Here is a 23,762-nt window from a genome sequence, read left to right as displayed (position 1 = left end):
ATCCGCTGTTTCGCGCTATGGGTCAGCCCGGGTGCGTCATCGACAGCAGATCGAGCTTCTCGTCGAGCTGCTCCAGAGTGAGGTCGCCGCGCTCCACGTAGCCGAGGTCGATCACGGCATCGCGCACCGTGATCCCCTTGGCGACCGAGTGCTTGGCGATCTTCGCAGCGGCTTCGTAGCCGATGAGCTTGTTCAGCGGGGTCACGATCGACGGGCTCATGCCCGCGAAGGCAGCGGCACGCTCGACGTTGGCCTGCAGGCCGTCGATCGTCTTGTCCGCGAGAACGCGCGAGGCGTTCGACAGCAGACGGATCGACTCGAGCACGGCCGTGCCCATGACGGGGATGGCGACGTTGAGCTCGAAGGATCCGGATGCGCCGGCCCAGGCGACGGTCGCGTCGTTGCCGATCACACGCGCGCACACCATCAGCACGGCTTCGGGCACGACCGGGTTGACCTTGCCGGGCATGATCGAGGATCCGGGCTGCAGGTCGGGGATGTGCAGCTCTCCGAGACCCGTGTTGGGGCCGGAGCCCATCCAGCGCAGGTCGTTGTTGATCTTGGTCAGCGAGACCGCGATCGTGCGCAGGGCGCCGGAGGCCTCGACGAGACCGTCGCGGTTGGCCTGCGCCTCGAAGTGGTCCTTGGCCTCGGTGATCGGCAGCTCGGTCTCGGCTGCCAGCAGCGCGATGACCTTCTGCGGGAAGCCGAGCGGGGTGTTGATGCCGGTGCCGACTGCGGTGCCGCCGAGCGGGACCTCGGCGACGCGGGGGAGGGCCGACTGCACGCGCTCGATGCCGAGGCGGATCTGGCGGGCGTAACCGCCGAACTCCTGGCCGAGCGTGACGGGCGTCGCGTCCATGAGGTGCGTGCGACCGGACTTGACCGCGTCCTTCCACAGCTCTGCCTTTGCCTCGAGGGCGACGGCAAGGTGGTCGAGCGCGGGGATGAGAGTGTCGATGAGGGCCTGGGTGACCGCGATGTGCACCGAGGTCGGGAACACGTCGTTGGACGACTGCGAGGCGTTCACGTGGTCGTTGGGGTGAACCGTCGCGCCGAGGATGCGCGTCGCGAGCGTGGCCAGCACCTCGTTCATGTTCATGTTCGACGAGGTGCCGGATCCGGTCTGGTACGTGTCGACCGGGAACTCTCCGTCATGGGCGCCGGACGCCACCTGATCGGCGGCCTGGGCGATGGCGTCGGCGATGGCGCCGTCGAGGGTGCCGAGTTCCTTGTTGGCGAGCGCTGCGGCCTTCTTGATGCGGGCCAGGGCGGCGATCTGCGTCGATTCCAGACCCTTGCCCGAGATCGGGAAGTTCTCCACGGCGCGCTGGGTCTGCGCTCCGTACAGCGCGTTCACGGGCACCCGCACCTCACCCATGGTGTCGTGCTCGATGCGGTAGTCCTGCTCGGTCATTCCGAACCCTCCTCGGTTGCGGGGTCAGTTCCCTCGGTGGTGACGCCGTCGGCGTCGATTCCGACCGTGATCACGGGCACTGCGGTGCCCTCGGCCAGACGGTAGTTGGCGCCGACGATGCCCAGGCGGCCCGCGGAGACGGCGTCGCTGATGATCTCGGACGACTGCAGCAGGTCGCTCACCGTGTTGCGCAGGTGTTCGATGCCGACGAGCTCCGAGTCGATCTCGGCGACGGTGGTTCCGCCGTTCTCGGCCAGCACCTTCCGCGCCGCGGGGACGATCGGGGCGATCAGCTTCCAGATGTGCGGTGGCAGGGGAGCGGCGTCGATCGCGGTGCCCTCGATCGCTGCGCGCACGGCGCCGCAGGAGTCGTGGGCGAGAACGACGATCAGGGGCACTTCGAGCACCGCGACGGCGTATTCGAGGCTCGCGACGATCGACTCGCCGATCACCTGTCCGGCGTTGCGCACCACGAACAGGTCGCCGAGGCCGAGGTCGAAGATGATCTCGGCGGCCAGACGCGAGTCCGAGCAGCCGAAGAGCGTCGCGACCGGGTGCTGGGCCGCTGTCAGATCCTTGCGGCGGGCGACGTCCTGGTTCGGGTGCCGCGGCTCGTCCTGCACGAAGCGGCGGTTGCCGTCCTGCATCTGCTTCCAGGCGGCGGTGGGGGTCAGCGGGTGCGTCATGAAGCCTCCGAGATGGTGCGGATCTGCGGAATGAGCGACTCGGCGAGCTCAGCGGTCGAATCCGCCGACCGCGATCCGTAGAGCAGGATGTAGTCGTCGCCGGCCTGGGTGCCGATGGCGTAGGTGACGTTCGCGTTGGATTCGGCGCTGCCCGGCTTGTAGACGTCCCAGTCGAGTCCGCCGATGCGCACCGTGTCGGTGGGGGCGATGCCGTTCAGGCGCTGCGGTGCCCAGGAGGAATCGGCGTCGAACGCTTGCGCGACCTTGATGAAACCACGTTCCTTGTCGGACTTGGGAGCGAGGGTGACCTCCCACACCACGGTGGCTCCACCCTGCATCTCTGCACCGTTCGCACGCCAGAAGTCGCCGAGCTCGGGGATGAGGACAGGGCGGTCCATCGAGGACTCCACACCTTCGGCGACCGCGGCGACGTCGAGGGGCTTCTGCTCGACGGGGGCGCCGCGAGGCACGGCGAAGATGATGACGGCGACCACGGCGAGAGTGACCAGCAGCGCGGCGACGAGGTTGCGCACCGTCTGGCTCGATCGGTAGGCCTTGCTGGATGCGGCCTTGCGTGCGGCGGTCTCGTCCGGAGTCTCGGGGCGGCCGAGTTCGGCGATGATCGGGGGCTGCTTGCTCATGAATCTCCCGCCGGGGTCTCGGCGTCCGAAGCCGCGGCGCGGGCGGCATCCAGGCGGCGCTTGGCCCCCAGCAGCCACTCCTCGCAGCGGGCGGCGAGAGCCTCACCGCGTTCCCAGAGGGCGAGGGAGTGCTCGAGCGTCGGGGAACCCTGCTCGAGTTCGGCCACGACCTTGACCAGCTCGTCACGGGCCGCCTCGAACGACAGCGTGTCCACAGGGGTGTCGTTCAGGGCGCTCACTCCTCCATCTTACGTCGTGTGCCGCGGGTGCTCGGCTCAGGCGTCTTCCGCGATCTCACCCTCCGAGCGGGCGCTCAACGAGCCCCGATCGAGGGTGATCGTGAGCGCGCTCCCGGCCGGCGCGTCGGCGGCGTCACGCAGGATCACGCCGCCGTCGAGATGGGCGATGGCATAGCCCCGGGCCAGCGTCGCCGCGGGGGAGAGCGCGCGCAGCGACGCGCGGAGCTCGCCGGTGCGGCGGCCGGCGTCGTCGAGCTGTCGGTTCACGGCGTCTCGTCCACGTCCGAGCAGCAGCCAGATCTCCTGGGCGCGGGCGTCGATGATCGGCGCGGGCGAGCGCAGCACGGGGCGCGAGCGCAATTGCTCCAGCTGCGAGATGTCGTGGGTGAGTCGCTGCGTCAGCCGCGTGGTGGCGCGGGAACGCAGCTGGGCGATGAGCGCACGCTGTTCGCCGACGTCGGGCACGACGCGTTTCGCGGCGTCGGTCGGGGTCGAGGCGCGCAGATCGGCCACGTCGTCGAGCAGCGGGTGGTCGTTCTCGTGCCCGATCGCACTCACCACCGGGGTGGAGACCGCGGCGACCGCTCGCACCAGCTTCTCGTCGCTGAAGCCGAGCAGCGTCTGCGGGTCGCCGCCGCCGCGGGCGATGATGATCACGTCGACCTCGGGGTCGGCGTCGAGTCGAGCGAGGGCCGCGAGCGTGTCGGGAACGCAGCGGTCGCCCTGCACAGCGGCGTACTCGGTGCGGAAGCGCACCTGCGGCCAGCGCAGTTCGGCATTGCGGTGGACATCCTTCTCGGCGTCGGACCGCTCACCGGTGATCAGACCGATCACGTGCGGGAGGAACGGCAGGCGCCTCTTCCTGGCCGGGTCGAACAGACCCTCCTGCCGCAGCTGCACGCGGAGCTTCTCGAGCCGCTCGAGCTGGTCGCCGAGCCCGACGTGCTTCATCGCGGAGACCGCGAAGCTGAAGTCGCCGGCCTTGACGAAGTAGTCGGCCTTCACTGCGGCGACGACGTGATCACCGACGCCGATGTCGGACGGGATGCGTCCGCGCACGCTCGACCACACCCGGATGGAGATCTGCGCATCGGAGCGGGTGTCCTTCAGTCGCGCGAACACGTTGCCGGCGCGGACGTTCCAGGAGGTGATCTCGCCCTCGACCCAGACGGTGTTCCACCGGGCGATGAAGTCGCGGATGGTCGCATTCAGACGCGTGACCGAGGTGGGGGCGTCAGCGGTCGAGTCGCGGGGTGCGACGGAATCGGCCGGAGGGGTCTCGCCCTGGCCCGTCGTCGCTTCGAAGACTGTCATCCGCTCCCGTTCCGTGCCCCTGAACCTCCCCGGCCGCGCACAGCTGTGCGACGGTAGAATTCAAGGGTGACTTCGACTGCCGTTCATCTCCCCGTGCCCCGCCTTCCACGAGTGCGTGCGGCGGCCGGGCGGCTTCAGGATAACCCGGTGGCCGGACACAAGCGCGTTCTGCTCGCCGCACCGCGCGGCTATTGCGCCGGCGTCGACCGCGCTGTGGTCGCCGTCGAGAAGGCCCTCGAGCGCTATGGCGCTCCGGTCTACGTGCGCAAGCAGATCGTGCACAACATCCATGTCGTGACGGAGCTCGAGGAGAAGGGCGCGATCTTCGTCGAAGAGGTCGACGAGGTCCCCGAGGGCGCTCACGTGGTCTTCAGCGCTCATGGCGTCTCGCCGGCGGTCGTGAACGCGGCCGCCGATCGCGGACTCCACGCGATCGACGCGACGTGCCCGCTGGTCACGAAGGTGCATCGCGAGGCCGTGCGTTTCGCCCGGGACGACTTCGAGATCCTGCTCATCGGCCACGACGGCCACGAAGAGGTCGAGGGAACGGCCGGTGAGGCTCCCGAGCATGTGACGGTCGTGAACTCTCCGGAAGAGGCCGACACGGTCGTCGTGAAGGATCCGAACAAGGTCGTCTGGCTCTCGCAGACCACGCTCTCGGTCGACGAGACGATGGAGACCGTCAACCGCCTGCGCACTCGTTTCCCCGAGTTGCAGAACCCGCCGTCCGACGACATCTGCTACGCCACGCAGAACCGCCAGGTGGCGATCAAGAAGGTCGCCGCCGGTGCGGATCTCGTGATCGTCGTGGGCTCGTCGAACTCGTCCAACAGTGTGCGCCTCGTCGAGGTCGCGCTCGAGTACGGGGCGAAGGCCGCTTATCGCGTCGACTACGCCGAGGAGATCCAGCAGGAGTGGCTCGACGGCGTCGAGACCGTCGGCGTGACCAGCGGCGCCTCGGTGCCCGAGGTCCTGGTGCGCGAGGTGCTCGACGCGATCGGCGACGCCGGTTACCGCGACGTCGAAGAGGTGAAGACGGCAGAGGAGGACCTCATGTTCTCCTTGCCCAAGGAACTGCGTCAGGACGCTGCGGGACAGCGCGACGCGCGGGCACTCGGCGGTCGTGCATCAGGAGGAGGCGCGTAGCGGTGAACGCCGCGGAGGCGGAGCCCACCCTCATCGGGTCGGTGCAACGCGCTCTGCGGCTGGTCGACATCGTGGCCAACTCTCCTCGTCCTCTTCCGCCCAAGATGCTCGCGGCGATCACCGGTCTGACCCCGGGCACCACCTACAACCTGGTGCGCACGCTCGTGCACGAGGGGTATCTCGCGTCGGAACCCGACGGGGTCGTGCTCGGCGCCCGGTTTCCGTCTTTCCAGGAGCAGATCAGCTCGCGGGGCGTGTTCCTCGCCCGCGTGCGCGCGGCGCTCCGCGAGGTGACGGAAGACGTGGGTGCCACGGCCTATCTCTCACGCTTCGACGACGGGGAGATGCACCTGGTCGATATCGTCGACGCGGTCCGCAACCCCCGCATCGAACTATGGGTGGGGCTACAGTCGAGCGCCCACGCGACGGCGTTGGGGAAGCAGATCCTCGCAGCCCTGCCGGAAGCCGATCGCCTGGACTACCTCTCGAGGCACCGTCTGCCGGAACTCACCCCGCGGACGATCACCGACCGCAGGGCGCTGCTCACTCAGCTGGACCGCTCGCCGGGCTGGGCGATCGATCGGGAGGAATACGCCATCGGCGCCACCTGCGTCGCCGTGCCGGTCATCGCGCCGGGGATCACCGCGTCCCTGGCGATATCGCTGCCGGCGGATCGGGCCGTCGTGGATCGCACGCTCGTCTCGGCTCTACAGCAGACCGCGCGGAAGCTCTCGCTGCAGTTGGGGGCGGATGCGCTGGACGAGGGGAGCTCCGGAGCGGAGTTCACTATCTGAAGTACGACCCCTGGTATTGCGGCATGCGTTTTCCTACTATGGGGAGAGTAGCGGCATACATGAACGCTACTGATCGCCTTCAGCGTCCCCAGCGCTGGCGATCAATCTGGATGAGGAGCGTCCCCAGTGCTCCACGTCCGCGGCCCCGAGAAGTCCCCACTTCTCCGGGGCCGCTATCGTTTCCGGCGCGCGGTCCCGCGGCGATCGGCTGCGAACCGGCCAGAGGTGGGGCCGTTAGCATGGCGAGATGAGTGAAGAACGGCCCCGGTACGGCGAAATCGCGACTCCCGAGGAGCAGCGACGAGCGGCCGGTCTGCCGCCGCTCGAAGACGTGGTGATCGCACCGCCCACGACGCCCCTGCCGCCTGCTCCACAGGCAGGTCCTTCGACGAGTGATCCCGCGACGAAGCGATCGCACCCTCTCGATCGTTTTGCGACGATCGCGATGCTCGCCTACGGGCTGATCAACATCGTCGTCACCGGTCTGTCCTACCTCGACCTGCCCACGGTCATGAACCAGACGATGAAGGTCCTCGGCATCGAAGGGGAGTTCACGAACTTCGCGCAGGGGAAGACCTGGGGGACGATCGCCGCGATCGTGCTCGCGGTCGGATGGTCTGTCACCGCCGCGCTCTCGATCCGTCGCCTGCGTCGAGGACGGATCACCTGGTGGCTCCCGATCGTCGGCGCAATCATCACGATGGGCGTGGTGTCGATCTGCATCGCGGTGCCGATGATGAGCGATCCGGCGTTCGTCGCCCACCTCGAGCAGATGACGGCTCCCTGACCTCATCCCGTCGGCGTCGACGCACGACGCCCCTCGGCTACGAAGAAGGGGCCCGGCAGGAATGCCGGGCCCCTTCTCTCGTCTCGCGACCGATCAGCTCTGGGACTGGCCGTACGAGCCGAGCTGACGGGTCGACTCGACCACGCGGGCAGCCATCGCCGACTCGGCGATCTTTCCCCAGGCGCGCGGGTCGTACTGCTTCTTGTTCCCGACCTCGCCGTCGACCTTGAGGACGCCGTCGTAGTTCTTGAACATGTAGTCGGCGATCGCACGCGTGTAGGCGTACTGCGTGTCGGTGTCGATGTTCATCTTGATCACGCCGTTGGCGACCGCGAGGGCGATCTCCTCATCGGTGGAACCCGATCCGCCGTGGAACACCAGGTCGAGCGGCTTGGCGCCGGTGTTGTACTTGGCGGCGACCTCGGCCTGGATCTCGCCGAGGAGCTCCGGGCGCAGCTTCACTCCACCGGGCTTGTACACGCCGTGCACGTTGCCGAAGGTGAGGGCGGCGATGTAGCGGCCCTGCTCGCCGAGGCCCAGTGCCTGGACGGCCTGGTCGACATCGGCGAAGGTCGTGTAGAGGGCTTCGTTCGAGCCTTCGTGCTGCACGCCGTCCTCTTCGCCGCCGACGACGCCGATCTCGACCTCGAGGATGGCGTTGATGTTCTTCATGCGGGGGAGCAGGTCCTTCGCGATCTCGATGTTCTCCGCGAGGGGAACTGCCGAGCCGTCCCACATGTGGGACTGGAAGATCGGGTTGCGACCGGCCTTGACCTCTTCTTCGGACGCGGCGATGAGCGGCTCGACGAAGCCCGCCAGCGCATCCTTCGGGCAGTGATCCGTGTGCAGTGCGACGGTGATCGGGTAGTTCTTCGCGACCTCGGTGGCGAAGCGGGCGAACGCGAGGGCGCCCGTGGCGCGGGCCTTCACCGTGTGGCCGGCGAAGTAGTCGGCTCCACCCGTGGTGACCTGGATGATGCCGTCGGAGCCGGCTTCGGTCAGCCCCTGGAGGACGGAGTTGATCGTCTGCGAGCTGGAGACGTTGAATGCGGGGTACGCGAAGCCGCCGGCCTTCGCGCGGTCGAGCATTTCGGCGTACTGATCCGGGGTGGCGACGGGCATGAGAACTCCTGCGATAGGGGAAGCCGGGACAGCTGCCACTCTATCGGGGCGTGTGGGCCTCTACCGCAGTCATGACCTCCAGTGCGCAAGACCGCTTCTGCTTCCTTGTTAAGAATCGCGAATCCTTCGCGGGATACGGGCCGAAAGGGGCCGGATTCGGACCCGTCGGTGGCTAGGCTGACCGCATGGTGAGTCTGACAGCGGATCTGAGCCCTCTTCGTCCCGACCGTAACCTCGCGATGGAGCTGGTGCGTGCGACGGAGGCCGCGGCGATCCGCGCGGTGCCGTTCATCGGCCGCGGTGCCAAGGAGGCGGCGGACGGTGCGGCTGTCGATGCCATGCGCGCCTTCCTCGGCACGGTCGACTTCCAGGGCCGCGTCGTCATCGGCGAGGGGGAGAAGGACAACGCCCCGATGCTCTTCAACGGCGAGGTGGTGGGCACGGGCCGCGGACCTCTGTGCGACATCGCGGTCGACCCCATCGACGGAACCTCTCTCACGGCCGCCGGTCGGCAGAACGCCCTCTCCGTGATCGCCGTCTCGGATCGTGGCACGATGCTCGACGCATCGACCGTCTTCTACATGGACAAGCTCGTCACGGGCCCGGCAGGTGTCGGGGTCGTCGATATCCGTCTGCCGATCGGTGAGAACATCCGCAAGCTCGCGGGTGCGCTGGACAAGCCGGTCGACGAGATCGTCGTCTCGGTGCTGAACCGCCCGCGTCACGAGCAGCTGATCCAGGAGATCCGCGACGCCGGCGCCGGCACCCGTCTGATGAGCGACGGTGATGTCGCCGGTGGCATCAACGCCGCCCGTCACGATGCGCGCACCGACATGTGCGTCGGGGTCGGCGGCAGTCCGGAGGGCATCGTCACGGCGTGTGCGATCAAGGCTCTCGGCGGGCACATCCAGGGTCGCCTCTGGCCCCGCGACGATGACGAGCGTCAGCGCGGCATCGACGCCGGACTCGACATGGACAAGGTCTACGAGGCGGATGACCTGGTGCAGGGGAACAACACGATCTTCGTCGCGACCGGTGTCACCGACGGGCAGCTCGTCGCCGGCGTCCGTCGCGAACGCGGCTACGTCTACACCGAGAGCGTCGTGCTCCGCGGGGCATCCGGAACCCTTCGGCGCATCGCATCGGAGCACCTCGTCTCGAAGTGGCTCTGATCGTTCGGGAGCCTGCCTTCACGTGATCGTCGGCCGGGGAACCGGTGGCATCGTTATCGAGCCGGTATCGCCCGGCAGGGGCACGATCCACGGTTCTCCGGGGCGCCGTGTCACAATTGTCACTGGGTTTGTCGCCGTCGACGGAGCCGCCAGGCACCGCAGGCACAGGAGGGCGAACAGATGACAACGCAGCACACGAGCGGCTCGAAGGCCGCCCCGACGAAGATCATCACGACCAACACGGGCCGCATCCTGCGGGTGAGCGCCGATGCGGAATCCGTTCCGACACCGCCCGTCGCCACACCGGCCGCTTCGGTGGTCGATCCGGCTCGCCGGGCCGACGTGCTCTTCCGTGTGCGTCGAGACGAGGGACACGAGATCAGCGCCTGGTGGATGATCGGCGCGTTCCTCGCGACCAGCGGTCTCGTCATCCTGCTGCTCAGCGGCGTTCCCGGCATCGCCTGAGGGCCGTCCCCGGTCGCTGATCCGCCCGCATCATCCCTCGTCGAGTCGATGCCGCACGTCGCCGACGTCCGCACGGACCGTCTCGCCACGCGTGGCCTCGAGAGCGGCGATCCCGCCGGTCTGCGACGCATGATCGCCGGAGGCGGTGTCATCCGTCGTGAGGAGCTCAGGTGCGGTGAATCTTCTGGCTGCGCCCACCGTGGTGGCAGATGCGGTCGCGAGCGCAGAGGCATCGACGCCTGGGAACTGGCGGGCGGTGACGAGCACGCGCGTCTCGAGTGAGCCGGCGAATCGGTTGTAGCTGTCGACGGTGCGCTCCAGCGCCCGACGCAGGTCGTCGGCATGCCCGGCGAGCGTACCCAGCCGGTCGTACAGCTGTGTGCCGAGGGCGAGCAGCGTGCGCGCCTCGGTCGACACCTCCTGCTGCGTCCAGGTGAAGGCGACGGTCTTCAGCACCGCCCAGAGGTTGACGGGGGAGGCGAGCGCCACCCGGCGGCTGAACGCATAGTCGAGCAGGGTCGGGTCCTCATCGATGGCGGCGGCCAGCAGCGACTCGCTCGGCAGGAAGCAGATCACGAACTCGGGACTGGCATCGAGTCCCGCCCAGTAGGCCTTCTTCGCCAGGGCGTCGATGTGCGCACGGACCGCCTTGACGTGCTTCTGCATCAGCGTGCGGCGTTGCGGCTCTCGCGCGTCGCCCCCGGGGAGAGCGGAGGCCTCGAGGTAGGCGTCGAGAGGGACCTTGGCGTCGACCGCGATCGAGCTGCCGCCGGCGAGGCGGATGACCATGTCGGGTCGCCCCTGACCGCGGTCGGAGGAGATCGTCGCCTGCAGGTCGAAGTCGATGTGACGGGTGAGTCCGGCAGCCTCCACCACGCGGCGCAGCTGGGTCTCTCCCCAGACACCGCGCGTGGCGGTGGAACGCAGAGCGCCGGCCAGCGATTCCGTCGTCGCCCGCAGCGCCTCGTCGGACTCCTGGGCACGACGCAGCTGCTCTTCGAGAGTGCCGAACTGGGCGTGCCTCTCCCGCTCGATGGCCGTGACCTTGGTCTGCATCTGCTGCAGACTCTCGCGGACCGGAGCCAGGGCGGTCAGCACGGCGTTCTGCTGCTGCACCCGCTGCGCCTCCGCACGCTGCTCGTTCCGCGCATGCTCGACGGCGTCGCGGTACAGGTCGTACTGCCGGTCGCGATCGTCGCGCGCGGACGCGAGCTCGGCCTGAGCACGCGCGAGTTCGGCTGCCCCGCGACCAGCACGGAGGAACCAGCCCACGGCGACACCCGCCGCGAGGGCGACGAGGAGGAGAACCACAGCCAGAGCATCCATGTGTTCATGATGCGGCCGGCATCCGACATTCCCGGGTCGCCGCGCACGGATCTGCGTGACGAGTCGTACGCGTTGCGGTGGTTCAGGCCCGGCGGTTCAGGCGACGGCGCGCTCCAGAACGGGCGCGACGGGTGCGACGGGGGCGGTCACGCGCAGGCTCAGGGCATCGGCGAGTGCGAACACGTCGGCCGCGCCGGCCCTCGCGGCCGCATCGATGACGATCTGCGCGCAGGCGCGGGCATCGGCGAGGGCGTCGTGGTGCGCGAACTCCTCGAATCCGGCAGCGGCGGCGGCGATCGGCAGGCGATACGAATCGAGTGTGTACGTCTTGCGGGCGACCTGCAGGCTGCACAGCGAGCGGTAGGGCGGGCAGAGCTGCCCGGTCGCCTCGGAGGCGCGACGCAGGACGTTGAGGTCGAAGCCCGCATTGTGCGCCACGAGCACGTCGGCCCCGGCGAACGCGCACAGGCGATCGAATTGATCGACCCACGTGGCGGCCGACAGCACGTCCTCGGGCTGGATGCCGTGGATGCGGACGTTCCACTCCTGGAACTCGTCGTGCCCTGGCGGTGGCTGGATCAGCCATCCCGTGTTCGCGACGACTTCTCCGCCGCGCACGCGGACGAGACCGACGGAGCAGGCAGAGGCCGGACTGGAGTTCGCGGTTTCGAAGTCGATCGCAGTGAAATCCAGTGGCACATCCCCACTTTCCCCCGGCGGCTCGCAGAGGGGTCGGAGACTCGCCGTATGCTGGCGACATGGCTGAGGACATGGCGACGTCGTTCGGAGCGCAGGCCGGGGACTACGAGGCCGGAAGGCCCGACTATCCGTTCGAGGCGGTGGCGTGGATGCTCGAGCGGATGCCCGCGGATTCCCGCCGCGTCGCCGATGTCGGCGCGGGAACGGGCAAGCTCACGCGCGTGCTCTCGCAGGCTCCAGACGCCGAGGTCGTCGCGGTCGACCCCGACCCGGAGATGCTTGCCACGCTCCGCGCTGCGGTTCCGGGGGTGCCCACCTTCGTCGGGTCCGCGGAGCAGCTGCCGCTTCCGGACGCGAGCGTCGACGCCGTCGTGCTGGGGCAAGCCTGGCACTGGGTGGATCCGGTCGCCGGCTCCGCGGAGATCGGGCGCACCGTACGCAGCGGGGGAGTGCTCGGCCTCATCTGGAACATCCGCGACGATCGTGTCGAGTGGGTCCGCAGGCTCACCGAGATCATGCACGGCAGTCACGCCGAGATCATGCTCGCCGAGGGCGATCCTGTCGTCGCCGCACCCTTCGGCCCGATCGAGCAGGAGCGGTGGGAATGGGTCCGCCCCGTCACCCGTGAAGTGCTGCACCGGATGGCGGCGTCGCGCAGCTACATCATCACCGCCCCTGACGAGGAGAAGGAGCGCATCCGCCGGGAGCTCGACGCCCTCTTCGATGAGCTCGACCTGCATGGCGATGCGACCATCGACCTTCCGTACGTGACCCGCGCGTACCGCGCCGTCCGCGACTGACGCACAGCTCCCGCAGGATCGCCGGGCACCGGCCAGGTAGACTCGTGCCCCGCGGCTCTCACTATCGGCATCGTCCGTGATGGCAACGTCTAAGTAAGTCCACTTCTATCGCGGGGCAGCACATGGCAGGCCCCGCCAGTGGTCTAGGACGTCGCCCAACTCCGTATCTCGGCCTCCATCGATGGGTCAGCAGCGCCGTGGAGTGCGAATACGGGGGCCGCGGGCGAGCCGCCAATGGTGCAGTACGAGATGGTGTCGCCAACTGCGGATGTGGCGGGTACGATGACGAGCCACGGCGGGTCGGCTTCGATTGCTTCCACCGTCGCTTGGTCCTTCTTGAACTCCGGCGAGCCGCCGTGGTCTTGCGTGGTCTTTTCGATGCAGAGATCGACGAGTAGTGAGTCGGTGAACTCCGCCTCAGCAACCGGAGCTGACGTCGGGGAAGAGGTGGGGGTCGCGGTCGCGGCGGAGCCGTTGGTGGCCGACTCGACCGGTGCCGGAGAATTGATGGGTCCGGTCGCGGTACAGCCGGTCAGGGCGACGAGGGTGAAAATAGCCGCGAGGCCGATTCGTGTGCGCATATTCGAATGCTACTGAGCTTGCGGCGAACTGCACGAGTGACCACGCGGGAAGGAGCGCCCGATAAGCTCTTCATGCCATGCCTAACTTATCCATAGGAATCGTCGGCCTGCCCAACGTCGGCAAGTCCACCCTCTTCAACGCACTCACCAAGAACGACGTGCTCGCGGCGAACTATCCGTTCGCGACGATCGAGCCCAACGTCGGCGTGGTGAACCTGCCCGATCCGCGTCTGGAGAAGCTCGCGGAGATCTTCGGCAGCGAGCGGATCCTCCCCGCCGCCGTGTCGTTCGTCGACATCGCCGGCATCGTGCGCGGTGCGAGCGAGGGGGAGGGCCTGGGCAACAAGTTCCTGGCCAACATCCGTGAGGCCGACGCCATCGCGCAGGTCGTTCGCGGCTTCGCCGACGACGACGTCGTGCACGTCGACGGCACGGTCAACCCGGCATCCGACATGGAGACGATCAACGCCGAGCTCATGCTCGCCGATCTGGAGACCGTCGATAAGGCGATCGCCCGGTACGAGAAGGAAGTCCGCGGCAAGAAGATCGAGCCTGTCGTGCTCGAGACTGCGAATGCGGCGAAGGATGCGCTGGAGCGCGGCGTGCTGCTCTCGGTCGCCGGCATCGACCTGACGCCCATCCGCGAGCTGGGTCTGCTCACCGCGAAGCCCGTCATCTTCGTCTTCAACGTCGACGAGGCCGTGCTGACCGACGACGCGCGCAAGGCGGAGCTCGCCGCTCTCGTCGCCCCGGCGAAGGCCATCTTCCTCGACGCGAAGATCGAGTCGGAACTGATCGACCTCGACCCGGAGGATGCGGCGGAACTGCTGGCTTCGACCGGCCAGGACGAGTCCGGACTCGACCAGCTCGCCCGCATCGGGTTCGACACGCTCGGCCTGCAGACGTACCTCACGGCCGGTCCGAAGGAAGCTCGCGCCTGGACGATCCCCAAGGGGTCGAAGGCGCCTCAGGCGGCCGGTGTCATCCACACCGACTTCGAGAAGGGCTTCATCAAGGCCGAGATCGTCTCGTTCGAAGACCTGGTCGAGACCGGATCCGTCGTCGAGGCCCGCGCCAAGGGCAAGGCCCGCCTCGAAGGCAAGGACTACGTCATGCAGGATGGCGACGTGGTGGAGTTCCGCTTCAACAACTGAGTGAGGTCTGAGGACCCATGGTGATCGATGAGCCCCGGCTGACCGCGAGTCTCGGCGATGCCGGTATGTCGATCGCGTTCAGCGATCCGCAGTTCGATGCGGCGGGCACGCTCCGATACCTGCAGGTGAGATTGCACGGGAATCAGCTCGACGCTCGGCTGACCTTCTACGTCTACGACGTCGCGGAGATCGTGCGCTACTTCCAGGGGCTCGATGAGGAGTGGCGCGGGTGGCCAGGCGAGCGTCGGTTCGAGTCCGTCGAGAGCGAGCTGCAGCTGAGCGCGCGCCATGCCGGGCGCATCGAGCTGTCCGCCAGGTTGACGGGGGAGGCTGCCCGCGAAATCTCGAGCCACGTCGGCTGGACCGCCCAGGCGATCGTCGGTGTCGAGCCGGGGGAGGAGCTGTCGCGTTTCGTCCGCGACTTGGACGCCCTGACCACCCGGGTGACCGCATAGGCTCTCTTCGCTTCGATGTGAGGGCCGGAGGCCGCGATGGAATTTGAGACACCGGAGTCGCACCTGGCCGCGCTCGCCCGACGCCGCACGTTCCTCATCCGCACCTGCCTGACCATCGTCATCGTCGGGCTCGTGGTGAGCGGGGTCACCGCCTTCCCGCTCCGCGAGGAGTTGATGCTCGGACGCGACGTCCTGAACAACACAGGACTTAGCGCGGTCTTCCCAGATCTCGCATTCTGGGTGCAACGGGTCGCTGAGGGGCTCGACGTCACGGGCACCGACTACCCGTTCCTGGCCTACGGAACGGACTGGCTGGCGTTCGCCCACCTGGCGATCGCGGTCGCTTTCGTCGGGCCGCTCATCGATCCGGTCCGCAACGTCTGGGTGACCATCTGGGGACTCATCATGTGCGCGGGCATCGTTCCGCTGGCACTCATCGCCGGGGCGATCAGGGGTCTTCCGTTCGGCTGGCAGCTCATCGACATCTCCTTCGGCGTCGTCGCGGCCGTGCCGCTGACGATCGCGCTCGTGCTGACCCGCCGACTCGAGAGATCTCGTATCGGCGCTCGCGGAGAACCCGCGTCCGCGGCCCACCCGCACGGGTGACAGGATTGACGGATGACCGCAACACTCGTGGCCCAAGGGCTGGCCGGCGGGTATGGCCACCGCACCCTGTTCGATTCCCTCGACCTGACCGTCACCGCGGGTGACGTCGTCGGCCTCGTCGGGGCGAACGGGGCGGGGAAGTCGACCCTTCTGAAGCTGCTGGCCGGTGTCGACGAGCCCCAGGCCGGCACGATCCGGCTCTCACCGGCGGATGCCTTCGTCGGCTGGCTGCCGCAGGAGCACGAACGCATCGTCGGGGAGAGCGTCATCGACTACATCGGCCGTCGTACCGGTTGCGCGGCCGCGACCGAAGCCATGGATGCTGCCGCAGCGGCCCTGGGGGACCCGTCTCTCGCCGCTCCTGGCACCGATCCTGCCGACACCTACTCCGTCGCGCTGGACCGCTGGCTGGCGAGCGGTGCCGCCGACCTCGACGAGCGACTTCCGGTGGTGCTCGCCGACCTCGGACTCGACCTGGGCGACGACCTGGCCGCAGCGATGATGACCTCGCTGTCGGGCGGACAGGCCGCCCGCGTGGGGCTCGCCGCGCTGCTGCTCTCGCGCTTCGACATCGCGCTGCTGGATGAGCCGACCAACGACCTCGACCTCGACGGGATCGAGCGGCTGGAGGCCTTCGTGCGCGGACTCCGCGGCGGTGTCGTCGTGGTCAGCCACGACCGCGAGTTCCTCGCGCGCTGCGTGACCCGCGTGCTGGAACTCGATCTCGCGCAGAACAGCAACCGGGTGTTCGGCGGTGGCTACGACGCGTACCTGGAGGAGCGGGCCACGGTCCGGCGGCACCAGCGTGAGAAGTACGACGAGTTCGCCGACAAGAAGGCCGACCTCGTCGCTCGTGCCCGGACCCAGCGCGAGTGGTCGAGCCAGGGTGTGCGCAACGCGATGAAGAAGGCTCCGGACAACGACAAGATCAAACGCAAGGCGTCGGCCGAGTCGAGTGAGAAGCAGGCGCAGAAGGTGCGTCAGATGGAGAGCAGGATCGCCCGGCTCGAAGAGGTCGAAGAGCCGCGCAAGGAGTGGCAGCTCGAGTTCACCATCGGCTCGGCGCCGCGTTCCAGCTCCGTCGTGTCGACACTGAGCTCGGCCGTGTTCCGGCAGGGAAGCTTTCAGCTCGGGCCCGTGTCGCTCCAGGTGAACGCGGGGGAGCGGATCGGCATCACCGGCCCCAATGGCGCGGGGAAGTCGACGCTGCTGCGCGGGCTGCTCGGGCGGCAGCTTCCGGACGAGGGCACGGCGAGTCTCGGTGCGAGTGTGCAGATCGGGGAGATCGACCAGGCCCGCGCCCAGCTCGTCGGCACGCAGCCGCTCGCGGTCGCCTTCGAGGGGCTCGTGCCGGAGATGGCGTCCGGCGAGGTCCGTACTCTCCTCGCGAAGTTCGGACTCAAGGTCGATCACGTGATGCGCGCTGTCGACGAACTGTCGCCGGGGGAGCGCACCCGCGCCGGACTGGCGTTGCTGCAGGCGCGGGGCGTCAACCTGCTCGTGCTCGACGAGCCGACGAACCACCTCGACCTGCCCGCGATCGAGCAGCTCGAACAGGCGCTCGAGTCCTACGAGGGAACCCTGCTGCTGGTCACCCATGACCGGCGGATGCTCGCGACCGTGCAGACCGACCGGCAGTGGCGGGTGGAGGCCGGGCAGGTCGTCGAGGCATGACGAGCGTCGTCATCGACAGCGTCCCGCACGATCGGCTGACCACGAACGACCTGGCAGGGCTGCGGGAGCTTTTCCACGCCGAGTACTCCGCGGAACTCGGGGTGTGGAATCCTGATCAGCCCTACGGTTACGCGCCGCACGACCTCCATGTCATCGCCCGACTCGATGATGCCGTGGTGGGACACGTCGGCTGGGCGCGGCGCACCATCAGCGTCGGTGCAGCCGAGGTCGTGATCGCCGGAGTCGGTGGGGTTCTGATCGCCCCGCAGGCACGAGGAGAGCGGGTCGGCGCCCAGCTCATGGAGTGCGCAGCCGCATCGATGACGGAGGCCGGGGGCATCGCGTTCGGGTACCTCGGATGCCGTGAAGAGGTCGTCGCCTTCTACGAATCCTGCGGATGGCACCGCGTCTCTGCAGCGGAGCACTCGATCGATCGCGCCGGTCAGCCCACCACGCAGCCTCCGGGGCCACCGATTCTGACACTCCCGCTCGGCTCCCCACCGCGCAGGTGGCCCGAGGGCACGATCGATCTTCGCGGGCGGGCCTGGTAGCGGCCGACTCTGCTGATCCGCTGCCGGAACGTCTTGCTGACCGCCGGGTCGGGATACGCTGGAACATGGCGGCTTCGGCCGCGGTTCGGTCGCTGGCGTCCACCGTGGACGTTCCGCCGGAGTTCCTGACCCTGACGGCACGAGGAGATTGACGCCGATGACCGACACCCAGATCTTCGAGCCCGACGGCCGCGCGATCCCCTTCGTCGACGAGGGCGACGGTCCCGTCAAGCTCGTCCTGATCCAGGAGCGCGATCTGGCGGCGGATGTTCTCGGCGTCGTCGCGCACTACCTCGCCGAGGAGGCGGGCTTCCACGTGCTGCGCATCGGTCATCGCGCTGAGGTCAAGCATGAAGAGGTCTCGCTGGAGGATCGGGTCGAAGACGTACTCGCCGTGATCGATCACGTCGGTCTGGGCGACAGCTGGATCGGCGGCCATGGCTTCGGCGGTACCGTCGCACGGGCCTTCGCTCTGGCCCACGCCGATCGCGTGAACGGCCTGGCCCTGCTGGCTGTCGAAGAGAATGACATTCCGCTCGCGCCGGTGATGCCGATCCTCATCATCCAGGGCACGAAGGACATCGACGCTCCGTTCGCAAACGGAGAGCAGCTGCAGTCGACGGCGCCGGAGCGCGCGAGCGTGAAGAGCATCGACGGGGCCGATCACATGTTCCCGATGACGCACCCGATCGAGACCGCCGTGGTCATCGAGGAGTACCTCGACTGGGACTGAGCACCTCGCCCAGAGGCCCTCGCCGAGCGACTTGACCCGCTATCGACCCTGACGCTTCTTGTACGGCTTCGGCTGCCCCTTCACGGCGGGCGTGCGGCCCTTGCCCTTCGATGCTTTGGCCTTTCCTCCGGCCGGGGCGGGTGCATTGCGCACCGGCTCCGGAGCCGCGGCGACCTCTGCCTTCGCTTCGACGAGGAGGAGTTCGCCGACAGGGGTGAGCCGGGTCGGGCCTTCGCGATGGACGATCGGATGACCGACCTCGGCTTCGAGCTTGTCGATCGACGTGTAGAGGGAAGCCAGCGGGATGCCGAGCTTTTCCGCCGCACGCGGGAAATGCAGTTCCTCCGCGAGGACGACGAAGCGGCGGAGCAGAGAGATCTTCACGGTGGCCTTTCCAGAGTTCGCACGGGTGTGCGAGCTTCTTCCAGGTTACGCGGTGCAGGCAGACGGATGCCGCGACCCCATCGGCCGCGGCATCCGGAATCCTTCGGTCAGGCGACCTGAGGGGTGACGGCGAAGGACACGGAGCCTTCGTCGTCGACGCCGGCATCGAGGATCTTGTCGTCGAGTGCAGCGGCCGCCGACTCATCGAGGAACAGCCGGGTGCCGGCGACCTCCACGACCTGGTCCTGCGGCTCGGGGTCCGCGGCGACGAGCACGGCGAGGCGTGCACCGCCCTCGGGTCCCTGGGCCTCGGTGGAGTGGATGCGGAGCCCGGCATCCGGTGCGTCGGTCTGACGGCTGACAAGGGTCGTCACGATGGCGGAGGCGTTGTCGGTGAGGGTGAGCACGAGACTCTCCTTCCGGTTGGGGCATGCCACGGTCGCGGCATGTCCGGGCCACGATGCCGGACCTCGGAGATCGTCTCAACCCCCTTGCGCGGATTCGGAGGAGGCTCTTACCCTGCTCGCAGGTTCTTGCGCAGAAACACCTGCGCGGTGCCGTCGCCGTCGGGCACCCGCTCATGCTCTTCATAGCCGCACGACTCGTACAGGCGGATGTTCGCCTCGCTCAGGCTTCCGGTGAACAGCTCGGCGACGTCTGCGCCCGAGGCCTTCTCGGCGCTCTCGAGCAGCAGCCTCCCGATTCCCTCGCCCTGCATATCGGGGGCGATCGCGATCCTGCCGATCAGGAGCAGACCGTCCTTCTCGACGTAGCGGATGGCACCGACGAGGCGCCCGTCGATGCGCGCCGTCAGCCCGGACTCGGACCGCAGCTCCGCCTCCAGCTCGGAGAGCGTCTGCGTCAGCGGCGGCATGTCGACGCTCCCGTAGATCGCGGCCTCCGAGACGAAGGCGGCGCGCTGCACGGTCAGCACCTCGCCGGCATCCGCGTCGCCGATCGGGGAGATCACGATCGCCGGCCGGGTTCTGCTCGGATCTTCGTTCACGGCGTCTTCGTTCACGGAGTCTGCTTTCACGTTGTCTGCGTCATTCACCCGAGCCACATTCCGGGTCGCCTCCCCACGGTGTCAACCCCCTCGCCGCGCGTCGCCGCCCCGGCTAGCGTCACCGGTAGGAGGTCACACCATGGCTGAAAGCAAGACCACGAAGACCGGCGGCTCGACGAAGGGCGCGGCGAAGACGACCAGGCAGCAGAACGCGGAGAAGGGGTTCACTGCCTCGACGACGCTCGCGAACAACCTGCAGGCGGTGCTCGTCGACCTGCTCGATCTCGCGATCCAAGGAAAGCAGGCTCACTGGAACGTCGTCGGACGCAACTTCCGCGACACGCATCGCCAGCTCGACGAGATCATCGACGATGCACGGACCTTCAGCGACACGATCGCGGAGCGCATGCGTGCGCTGCACGCCGTGCCCGACGGGCGCAGCGCGACCATCGCGAAGACGACGTCGCTTCCCGAGTTCCCTGCGGGGGAAGTGTCGACGACGGAGACCATCGACCTGATCACCGAGCGCCTCGAGGCCGCGGTGGGAACGGTGCGCGATGTGCACGACGCCGTCGACGAAGAGGACCCGACCTCGGCCGACCTCCTGCACGCCATCATCGAGCGGCTCGAGCAGTTCGCGTGGATGGTCAGTGCGGAGAACCGGAGTCCGGCGGGTCGCTGAGCCCTCTCGCGTCCGCGGAATCGCCGTCACTCGTCGGCGGCTCCGCGGACGAGAGGACGGCCACGCATGACCCGGGGCAGCGCCACCCACAGGGATACCACCAGGACGACCGCTGCGACGAGAGCGATGATCCCCGCCGTACGGTCCACCGTGAAATCGACGATCAGGGTCGTCACGCCGATGGTCAGGGCACCGATGACGACCAGGTCGATACGGACGATCCGGGCGGCGATGCGGACGAGGTCGGGCTTGCGACGGCGGCCGAAAAGTGCACGATGCATCCCCACCGGCGCGAGTGCGAGGATGGTCGCCACCGCAGCGAGAGCGACGAGGACGACGTACAGATCTCGCTGGAGCTCGTCCATGTCGGTGAAACGCGGTTGGAAGGCGACGGCGAGGAGGAATCCGGTGAGGATCTGCGTACCGGTCTGCATGACGCGCAACTCCTGCAACAGCTCGTCCCAGTTGCGATCCGCGCGTTCATTCGCGGTCTCGTCGCGTCCGTCGGCACGGTCGTCGAGACCGTCCCCACGACCAGATGGTTCTGATGTCATGGTCTCAGTGTGGATTCCGCACTCCGGTGCTGTCCAGACGCGTGCACCCGCAGAACGAAAGAAGGCACGATGACGCTCCCGCCGATCCGCGACTGGTGGTCCGAACTCTCGGAAGACGGGCGCCGGGCGGTGCTCGACAGCAAGACCCCGCACCTGGAAGAGGAGGTGCGCGAGGAGATCCGCGTCATCACCGGCGCCGTGGTCGGGATGGTGGAGTCGCTGAGCGACGACGACCTCGAGTACGCCCGCTCGCACGCCGAGCACGAGGAATGACCTCCTGCGTGCACGGCTCGGTTGCTTACGCGTCGTCGGTCTCGGTCGTAGCCGCATCCTCTTCACGCAGCCGTGGTTCGGTGCGTCGTTCCGGGCGCACGCCGGCCTTGTCAGCGTAGAACGCGCGGATCCGGTCCATGTCCGACGCGACATCGCCGGTCAGGTCGATCGTCGGCCCGAGTCCCGTGGTCATGGTCGTCCGATCGACGAACCCGAGCGTCACCGGCATGCCTGTTTCTCGGGCGATCCGGTAGAAGCCCGATTTCCAGTACTCGTTGCCGCCGCGGGTGCCATCCGGGGTGACCACCAGGCCGAAGACCGTGCCGTCGTGGACTTGGCTCACGACGTCTTTCACCACGCGTGCCGGATCGGCGCGGTCGACGGGGATGCCGCCGAGGCGACGCATGACCGGTCCTCTCCAGCCGTGGAAGAGGCTCTTCTTCCCCAGCCAGTGCACGTCGATATCGAGCTTCCAGGCGATGGCGAGCATCAGGACGAAATCCCAGTTCGACGTGTGGGGCGCGCCCACGAGCACGGTCGGGCGCGTCGGCGCGGCCTCGCTCACGAGCGTCCATCTGCTGAACGCCCAGAAGATGCGGGCGAGGAGTCGTGTGAGCATGGATCAACCGTAGGGGAGAACGGCTGTCCGCCCGCTGTCGACGCCCACCGGGCAGGTTCGGCGCCACCGCCTCCGGGCGGGCGTACGATCGAGGGATGAAGAAAACGCAGCAGGACTCCGTGCAGCAGGAAGCGCCCGTCGGGCTGCAGCCGCTCCTGGACTCTCTGAATCTGCTCGAGGGCGATGCTGCCGGCTATTGCAGCAATGGCGTCTGCCAGTTCCCCGCCCCGAAGAGCGAGTAAGCGGCAGACGCCATCGCAGGCCGTCTACGGACGGTCAGTGACCGCCGTGGAAACCCTCGCCGGCATCGTCGGCGGGCTTGCGCACGAACGGGCTGAGCGCCACAGCCGCGAGCGAGATGATGGCGGCGATGAGGAACGCCATGCGCGCGCCGGGGGCGCCGGCGACCGCGGTCGACAGCCCCTCCTGCTCGCCCGCGTGCAGGATCGACGAGTACGTCACCAGCAGCAGCGCGACACCGGCCGCGCCGCCGACCTGCTGCAGCGTGTTCAGCACCGCAGAACCGTGCGAGTACAGCGATCGCTGGAGCGACCCGAGCGAGGCGGAGAACAGCGGCGTGAAAGACATCGCCAGGCCGACCGACATCGCCGCCTGCACGATGATGAGAACCCACCACACGGTGTGCTCGCCCACCGTCGAGTAGAAGAAGAGCGACGCCGAGACCAGGATCGTGCCGGGGATGAGCAGCGGACGCGTGCCGCGCGCATCGTAGACACGGCCCATGACGGGCCCGAGCAGCCCCATGAGCAGCGAGCCCGGAAGCAGGATCAGGCCGGACTGCAGCGGGTTGAGACCGGCGACGTTCTGCAGATACTGCGGAAGCAGCGTCAGCGTGCCGAACATCGACAGCGCCAGGATCGACATGATGATCACCGACAGCGTGAAGTTGCTGGAGCGGAACACGCGCAGATCGAGCAGCGCGTCGTCGACGCGCTGCAACACGAGCTGACGCCAGACGAACAGGCCGAGCGACACCGCGCCGACCACCAGCGAGATGATGCCGGCGGTCTCGCCCGATCCGCCCTCGCCGCCGAACTGGCTGAGTCCGAACACGATGCCGCCGAAGCCGAGCGCCGCGAGCGGGATCGACAGCACGTCGAGCGGCACGGCGCGGGTCTCACCCAGGTTCGTCATCCACTTGACGCCCATGAACAGGGCGATGAGGGAGATCGGGAGGATGATTCCGAAGAGCGCGCGCCAGCTGGCGAGTTCGAGCACCGCACCCGCGAGGGTCGGGCCGATGGCGGGAGCGAGCGAGATCACGAGGCCGACACGGCCCATCATGCGACCGCGGGACTGCGGCGGCACGACGTTCATGATCGTCGTCATGAGCAGCGGCATCATGATGCCGGTACCGGCCGCCTGGATCACACGGCCGACGAGCAGCACGGCGAAGCCGGGGGCGACGAGCGCGACGAGCGTGCCGAGCGAGAACGCGATCATCGCGGCGATGAAGACCTGACGCGTCGTGAACCGCTGCAGGATGAACCCGGTGGTCGGGATGACCACGGCCATGGTGAGCATGAAGGCGCTCGTGAGCCACTGGCCGAGCTCGGGCGGAATGCCCAGGTCGGTGTTCAGATGAGGGATCGCGATCCCCATCGTGGTCTCGTTGAGGATGGCGACGAAGGCGGCGACCAGTAGCAGCCAGATCACCCGCATGTCCTTGCGGGAGATCTCGCCCCCTGCCGCTGCGGGGGTCGTCGAGATGGAGCCGGTATCGACGGCAGACATGGGCGGCCTCCAGGGCGAAGAAGAAACGGAGTATCGCGAGAGTTCGCAAGAGTCACTCAGCGTAACGGCAGCCGCGGACATTTCATTCCGAATTCACAGATATCCGCCGACGGCGGAGGCGCGGGCC

Annotated in this window: 30 protein-coding genes; 15 read left to right on the top strand and 15 right to left on the bottom strand. The window is 68.0% G+C overall.

The features are described from left to right. Positions 1-22: 22 nt before the first annotated feature. Genes GLO27_RS09705 through xseA form a run of 5 tightly spaced genes read right to left on the bottom strand, consistent with a single transcriptional unit; the run spans position 23 to position 4,297 of the window. On the bottom strand, positions 23-1,417 hold the full coding sequence (locus GLO27_RS09705) for a class II fumarate hydratase (RefSeq protein WP_021199548.1): 1,395 nt from the start codon (positions 1,415-1,417) through the stop codon (positions 23-25). After that, on the bottom strand, positions 1,414-2,103 hold the full coding sequence (locus tag GLO27_RS09700; protein ID WP_167254587.1) for a carbonic anhydrase: 690 nt from the start codon (positions 2,101-2,103) through the stop codon (positions 1,414-1,416). The genes GLO27_RS09705 and GLO27_RS09700 overlap by 4 nt, the downstream gene beginning before the upstream one ends. Beyond that, positions 2,100-2,744: a DUF4245 family protein gene (locus GLO27_RS09695; RefSeq protein ID WP_021199550.1), complete on the bottom strand. Its 645-nt coding sequence runs from the start codon at positions 2,742-2,744 to the stop codon at positions 2,100-2,102. Before GLO27_RS09695 ends, GLO27_RS09700 begins: the two co-directional genes overlap by 4 nt. Beyond that, entirely contained in the window at positions 2,741-2,983 is a 243-nt protein-coding gene (locus tag GLO27_RS09690) for an exodeoxyribonuclease VII small subunit (protein WP_021199551.1), read from the bottom strand. Before GLO27_RS09690 ends, GLO27_RS09695 begins: the two co-directional genes overlap by 4 nt. 36 nt (positions 2,984-3,019) lie before the next feature. Further along, positions 3,020-4,297 carry an exodeoxyribonuclease VII large subunit gene (xseA, locus tag GLO27_RS09685; RefSeq protein ID WP_021199552.1) on the bottom strand — a complete coding sequence of 426 codons (1,278 nt, stop codon included), beginning with the start codon at positions 4,295-4,297 and terminating at the stop codon, positions 3,020-3,022. A gap of 66 nt (positions 4,298-4,363) precedes the next feature. Between xseA and GLO27_RS09680 the strand changes: the two genes are divergently transcribed. The 3 genes from GLO27_RS09680 to GLO27_RS09670 all read left to right on the top strand — a co-directional run bounded on the left by GLO27_RS09680 (position 4,364) and on the right by GLO27_RS09670 (position 7,024). Then, entirely contained in the window at positions 4,364-5,443 is a 1,080-nt protein-coding gene (locus tag GLO27_RS09680) for a 4-hydroxy-3-methylbut-2-enyl diphosphate reductase (protein WP_172889151.1), read from the top strand. A 2-nt stretch (positions 5,444-5,445) separates the two neighbouring features. Next, on the top strand, positions 5,446-6,237 hold the full coding sequence (locus GLO27_RS20255) for an IclR family transcriptional regulator (protein ID WP_167254585.1): 792 nt from the start codon (positions 5,446-5,448) through the stop codon (positions 6,235-6,237). A gap of 247 nt (positions 6,238-6,484) precedes the next feature. After that, the gene (locus GLO27_RS09670) at positions 6,485-7,024 is read left to right on the top strand and encodes a DUF6264 family protein (RefSeq protein ID WP_021199555.1); all 540 of its coding nucleotides are present in this window, start codon (positions 6,485-6,487) and stop codon (positions 7,022-7,024) included. Between the two features lie 93 nt (positions 7,025-7,117). Here GLO27_RS09670 and fbaA read toward each other — a convergent pair whose 3' ends face one another. Beyond that, entirely contained in the window at positions 7,118-8,146 is a 1,029-nt protein-coding gene (gene fbaA, locus GLO27_RS09665) for a class II fructose-bisphosphate aldolase (RefSeq protein WP_021199556.1), read from the bottom strand. Between the two features lie 185 nt (positions 8,147-8,331). Here fbaA and glpX point away from each other — a divergent pair, with 185 nt between their 5' ends. Beyond that, positions 8,332-9,318, top strand: a complete 987-nt coding sequence (glpX, locus tag GLO27_RS09660) for a class II fructose-bisphosphatase (protein ID WP_017828697.1) — start codon at positions 8,332-8,334, stop codon at positions 9,316-9,318. Between the two features lie 180 nt (positions 9,319-9,498). Further along, complete coding sequence (locus GLO27_RS09655) at positions 9,499-9,783, top strand: hypothetical protein (RefSeq protein ID WP_021199558.1); 285 nt, start codon at positions 9,499-9,501, stop codon at positions 9,781-9,783. Between the two features lie 30 nt (positions 9,784-9,813). Here GLO27_RS09655 and GLO27_RS09650 read toward each other — a convergent pair whose 3' ends face one another. Together GLO27_RS09650 and GLO27_RS09645 are read right to left on the bottom strand one after the other, a co-directional pair. Beyond that, the gene (locus tag GLO27_RS09650) at positions 9,814-11,109 is read right to left on the bottom strand and encodes a DNA recombination protein RmuC (RefSeq protein WP_167254583.1); all 1,296 of its coding nucleotides are present in this window, start codon (positions 11,107-11,109) and stop codon (positions 9,814-9,816) included. A 96-nt stretch (positions 11,110-11,205) separates the two neighbouring features. After that, positions 11,206-11,808 carry an exonuclease domain-containing protein gene (locus GLO27_RS09645; protein ID WP_167254581.1) on the bottom strand — a complete coding sequence of 201 codons (603 nt, stop codon included), beginning with the start codon at positions 11,806-11,808 and terminating at the stop codon, positions 11,206-11,208. Positions 11,809-11,867: 59 nt separating this feature from the next. Between GLO27_RS09645 and GLO27_RS09640 the strand changes: the two genes are divergently transcribed. After that, on the top strand, positions 11,868-12,608 hold the full coding sequence (locus GLO27_RS09640) for a class I SAM-dependent methyltransferase (RefSeq protein ID WP_167254579.1): 741 nt from the start codon (positions 11,868-11,870) through the stop codon (positions 12,606-12,608). A gap of 143 nt (positions 12,609-12,751) precedes the next feature. Here GLO27_RS09640 and GLO27_RS09635 read toward each other — a convergent pair whose 3' ends face one another. Next, positions 12,752-13,189, bottom strand: a complete 438-nt coding sequence (locus GLO27_RS09635; protein ID WP_021199562.1) for a hypothetical protein — start codon at positions 13,187-13,189, stop codon at positions 12,752-12,754. A 77-nt stretch (positions 13,190-13,266) separates the two neighbouring features. Between GLO27_RS09635 and ychF the strand changes: the two genes are divergently transcribed. From ychF to GLO27_RS09605, 6 genes are all read left to right on the top strand, one after another. Next, positions 13,267-14,343, top strand: coding sequence for a redox-regulated ATPase YchF (gene ychF, locus GLO27_RS09630; RefSeq protein WP_167254577.1), 1,077 nt, complete (start codon positions 13,267-13,269; stop codon positions 14,341-14,343). 17 nt (positions 14,344-14,360) lie between these two features. Then, positions 14,361-14,798, top strand: a complete 438-nt coding sequence (locus GLO27_RS09625; protein ID WP_167254575.1) for a DUF6228 family protein — start codon at positions 14,361-14,363, stop codon at positions 14,796-14,798. A gap of 36 nt (positions 14,799-14,834) precedes the next feature. Further along, positions 14,835-15,404 (top strand): hypothetical protein, encoded by a 570-nt coding sequence (locus tag GLO27_RS09620; protein WP_167254573.1) that lies wholly within the window; start codon positions 14,835-14,837, stop codon positions 15,402-15,404. Positions 15,405-15,416: 12 nt separating this feature from the next. Further along, on the top strand, positions 15,417-17,078 hold the full coding sequence (locus GLO27_RS09615; RefSeq protein ID WP_167254571.1) for an ABC-F family ATP-binding cassette domain-containing protein: 1,662 nt from the start codon (positions 15,417-15,419) through the stop codon (positions 17,076-17,078). Then, positions 17,075-17,629: a GNAT family N-acetyltransferase gene (locus tag GLO27_RS09610; RefSeq protein WP_021199568.1), complete on the top strand. Its 555-nt coding sequence runs from the start codon at positions 17,075-17,077 to the stop codon at positions 17,627-17,629. Before GLO27_RS09615 ends, GLO27_RS09610 begins: the two co-directional genes overlap by 4 nt. Positions 17,630-17,786: 157 nt before the next feature. After that, a complete protein-coding gene (locus GLO27_RS09605; protein ID WP_167254569.1) occupies positions 17,787-18,362 on the top strand; it encodes an alpha/beta hydrolase in 576 nt (191 codons plus the stop codon). A gap of 39 nt (positions 18,363-18,401) precedes the next feature. Here GLO27_RS09605 and GLO27_RS09600 read toward each other — a convergent pair whose 3' ends face one another. From GLO27_RS09600 to GLO27_RS09590, 3 genes are all read right to left on the bottom strand, one after another. After that, positions 18,402-18,746, bottom strand: coding sequence for a LysR family transcriptional regulator (locus GLO27_RS09600; protein ID WP_021199570.1), 345 nt, complete (start codon positions 18,744-18,746; stop codon positions 18,402-18,404). A gap of 107 nt (positions 18,747-18,853) precedes the next feature. Beyond that, positions 18,854-19,153, bottom strand: coding sequence for a hypothetical protein (locus tag GLO27_RS09595; RefSeq protein ID WP_017828684.1), 300 nt, complete (start codon positions 19,151-19,153; stop codon positions 18,854-18,856). A 107-nt stretch (positions 19,154-19,260) separates the two neighbouring features. Beyond that, positions 19,261-19,752 carry a GNAT family N-acetyltransferase gene (locus GLO27_RS09590; protein ID WP_084487307.1) on the bottom strand — a complete coding sequence of 164 codons (492 nt, stop codon included), beginning with the start codon at positions 19,750-19,752 and terminating at the stop codon, positions 19,261-19,263. 139 nt (positions 19,753-19,891) lie between these two features. Between GLO27_RS09590 and GLO27_RS09585 the strand changes: the two genes are divergently transcribed. After that, a complete protein-coding gene (locus GLO27_RS09585) occupies positions 19,892-20,434 on the top strand; it encodes a DNA starvation/stationary phase protection protein (RefSeq protein ID WP_167254567.1) in 543 nt (180 codons plus the stop codon). A gap of 26 nt (positions 20,435-20,460) precedes the next feature. Here the strand turns inward: GLO27_RS09585 and GLO27_RS09580 are convergent, their stop codons facing one another. Then, positions 20,461-20,988, bottom strand: coding sequence for a DUF6328 family protein (locus GLO27_RS09580; protein WP_167254566.1), 528 nt, complete (start codon positions 20,986-20,988; stop codon positions 20,461-20,463). A gap of 69 nt (positions 20,989-21,057) precedes the next feature. Between GLO27_RS09580 and GLO27_RS09575 the strand changes: the two genes are divergently transcribed. Beyond that, positions 21,058-21,261, top strand: a complete 204-nt coding sequence (locus tag GLO27_RS09575) for a hypothetical protein (RefSeq protein WP_021199574.1) — start codon at positions 21,058-21,060, stop codon at positions 21,259-21,261. 25 nt (positions 21,262-21,286) lie between these two features. Here GLO27_RS09575 and GLO27_RS09570 read toward each other — a convergent pair whose 3' ends face one another. Next, positions 21,287-21,880 (bottom strand): 1-acyl-sn-glycerol-3-phosphate acyltransferase, encoded by a 594-nt coding sequence (locus GLO27_RS09570; RefSeq protein ID WP_021199575.1) that lies wholly within the window; start codon positions 21,878-21,880, stop codon positions 21,287-21,289. A 95-nt stretch (positions 21,881-21,975) separates the two neighbouring features. On the opposite strand from GLO27_RS09570, the gene GLO27_RS09565 reads away from it, so the two are divergent. Beyond that, positions 21,976-22,122: a hypothetical protein gene (locus GLO27_RS09565; protein ID WP_021199576.1), complete on the top strand. Its 147-nt coding sequence runs from the start codon at positions 21,976-21,978 to the stop codon at positions 22,120-22,122. A 34-nt stretch (positions 22,123-22,156) separates the two neighbouring features. Here GLO27_RS09565 and GLO27_RS09560 read toward each other — a convergent pair whose 3' ends face one another. Then, the gene (locus GLO27_RS09560; protein WP_021199577.1) at positions 22,157-23,635 is read right to left on the bottom strand and encodes an MDR family MFS transporter; all 1,479 of its coding nucleotides are present in this window, start codon (positions 23,633-23,635) and stop codon (positions 22,157-22,159) included. Positions 23,636-23,762: the final 127 nt, after the last annotated feature.

The sequence above is a fragment of the Microbacterium sp. Be9 genome, from assembly GCF_011754135.1.
Lineage (GTDB): Bacteria > Actinomycetota > Actinomycetes > Actinomycetales > Microbacteriaceae > Microbacterium > Microbacterium maritypicum_A.
This window is presented reverse-complemented; position numbering and strand designations above follow the sequence as displayed.

What these genes read in the sequence shown, in the direction of transcription:
- GLO27_RS09705 (WP_021199548.1), bottom strand. Translation starts at nt 1,417, where the DNA reads ATGACCGAGCAGGACTACCGCATCGAGCACGACACCATGGGTGAGGTG.
- GLO27_RS09700 (WP_167254587.1), bottom strand. Translation starts at nt 2,103, where the DNA reads ATGACGCACCCGCTGACCCCCACCGCCGCCTGGAAGCAGATGCAGGAC.
- GLO27_RS09695 (WP_021199550.1), bottom strand. Translation starts at nt 2,744, where the DNA reads ATGAGCAAGCAGCCCCCGATCATCGCCGAACTCGGCCGCCCCGAGACT.
- xseA (WP_021199552.1), bottom strand. Translation starts at nt 4,297, where the DNA reads ATGACAGTCTTCGAAGCGACGACGGGCCAGGGCGAGACCCCTCCGGCC.
- GLO27_RS09670 (WP_021199555.1), top strand. Translation starts at nt 6,485, where the DNA reads ATGAGTGAAGAACGGCCCCGGTACGGCGAAATCGCGACTCCCGAGGAG.
- fbaA (WP_021199556.1), bottom strand. Translation starts at nt 8,146, where the DNA reads ATGCCCGTCGCCACCCCGGATCAGTACGCCGAAATGCTCGACCGCGCG.
- glpX (WP_017828697.1), top strand. Translation starts at nt 8,332, where the DNA reads ATGGTGAGTCTGACAGCGGATCTGAGCCCTCTTCGTCCCGACCGTAAC.
- GLO27_RS09655 (WP_021199558.1), top strand. Translation starts at nt 9,499, where the DNA reads ATGACAACGCAGCACACGAGCGGCTCGAAGGCCGCCCCGACGAAGATC.
- GLO27_RS09650 (WP_167254583.1), bottom strand. Translation starts at nt 11,109, where the DNA reads ATGGATGCTCTGGCTGTGGTTCTCCTCCTCGTCGCCCTCGCGGCGGGT.
- GLO27_RS09640 (WP_167254579.1), top strand. Translation starts at nt 11,868, where the DNA reads ATGGCTGAGGACATGGCGACGTCGTTCGGAGCGCAGGCCGGGGACTAC.
- GLO27_RS09635 (WP_021199562.1), bottom strand. Translation starts at nt 13,189, where the DNA reads ATGCGCACACGAATCGGCCTCGCGGCTATTTTCACCCTCGTCGCCCTG.
- ychF (WP_167254577.1), top strand. Translation starts at nt 13,267, where the DNA reads ATGCCTAACTTATCCATAGGAATCGTCGGCCTGCCCAACGTCGGCAAG.
- GLO27_RS09625 (WP_167254575.1), top strand. Translation starts at nt 14,361, where the DNA reads ATGGTGATCGATGAGCCCCGGCTGACCGCGAGTCTCGGCGATGCCGGT.
- GLO27_RS09620 (WP_167254573.1), top strand. Translation starts at nt 14,835, where the DNA reads ATGGAATTTGAGACACCGGAGTCGCACCTGGCCGCGCTCGCCCGACGC.
- GLO27_RS09615 (WP_167254571.1), top strand. Translation starts at nt 15,417, where the DNA reads ATGACCGCAACACTCGTGGCCCAAGGGCTGGCCGGCGGGTATGGCCAC.
- GLO27_RS09610 (WP_021199568.1), top strand. Translation starts at nt 17,075, where the DNA reads ATGACGAGCGTCGTCATCGACAGCGTCCCGCACGATCGGCTGACCACG.
- GLO27_RS09605 (WP_167254569.1), top strand. Translation starts at nt 17,787, where the DNA reads ATGACCGACACCCAGATCTTCGAGCCCGACGGCCGCGCGATCCCCTTC.
- GLO27_RS09585 (WP_167254567.1), top strand. Translation starts at nt 19,892, where the DNA reads ATGGCTGAAAGCAAGACCACGAAGACCGGCGGCTCGACGAAGGGCGCG.
- GLO27_RS09580 (WP_167254566.1), bottom strand. Translation starts at nt 20,988, where the DNA reads ATGACATCAGAACCATCTGGTCGTGGGGACGGTCTCGACGACCGTGCC.
- GLO27_RS09575 (WP_021199574.1), top strand. Translation starts at nt 21,058, where the DNA reads ATGACGCTCCCGCCGATCCGCGACTGGTGGTCCGAACTCTCGGAAGAC.
- GLO27_RS09570 (WP_021199575.1), bottom strand. Translation starts at nt 21,880, where the DNA reads ATGCTCACACGACTCCTCGCCCGCATCTTCTGGGCGTTCAGCAGATGG.
- GLO27_RS09565 (WP_021199576.1), top strand. Translation starts at nt 21,976, where the DNA reads ATGAAGAAAACGCAGCAGGACTCCGTGCAGCAGGAAGCGCCCGTCGGG.
- GLO27_RS09560 (WP_021199577.1), bottom strand. Translation starts at nt 23,635, where the DNA reads ATGTCTGCCGTCGATACCGGCTCCATCTCGACGACCCCCGCAGCGGCA.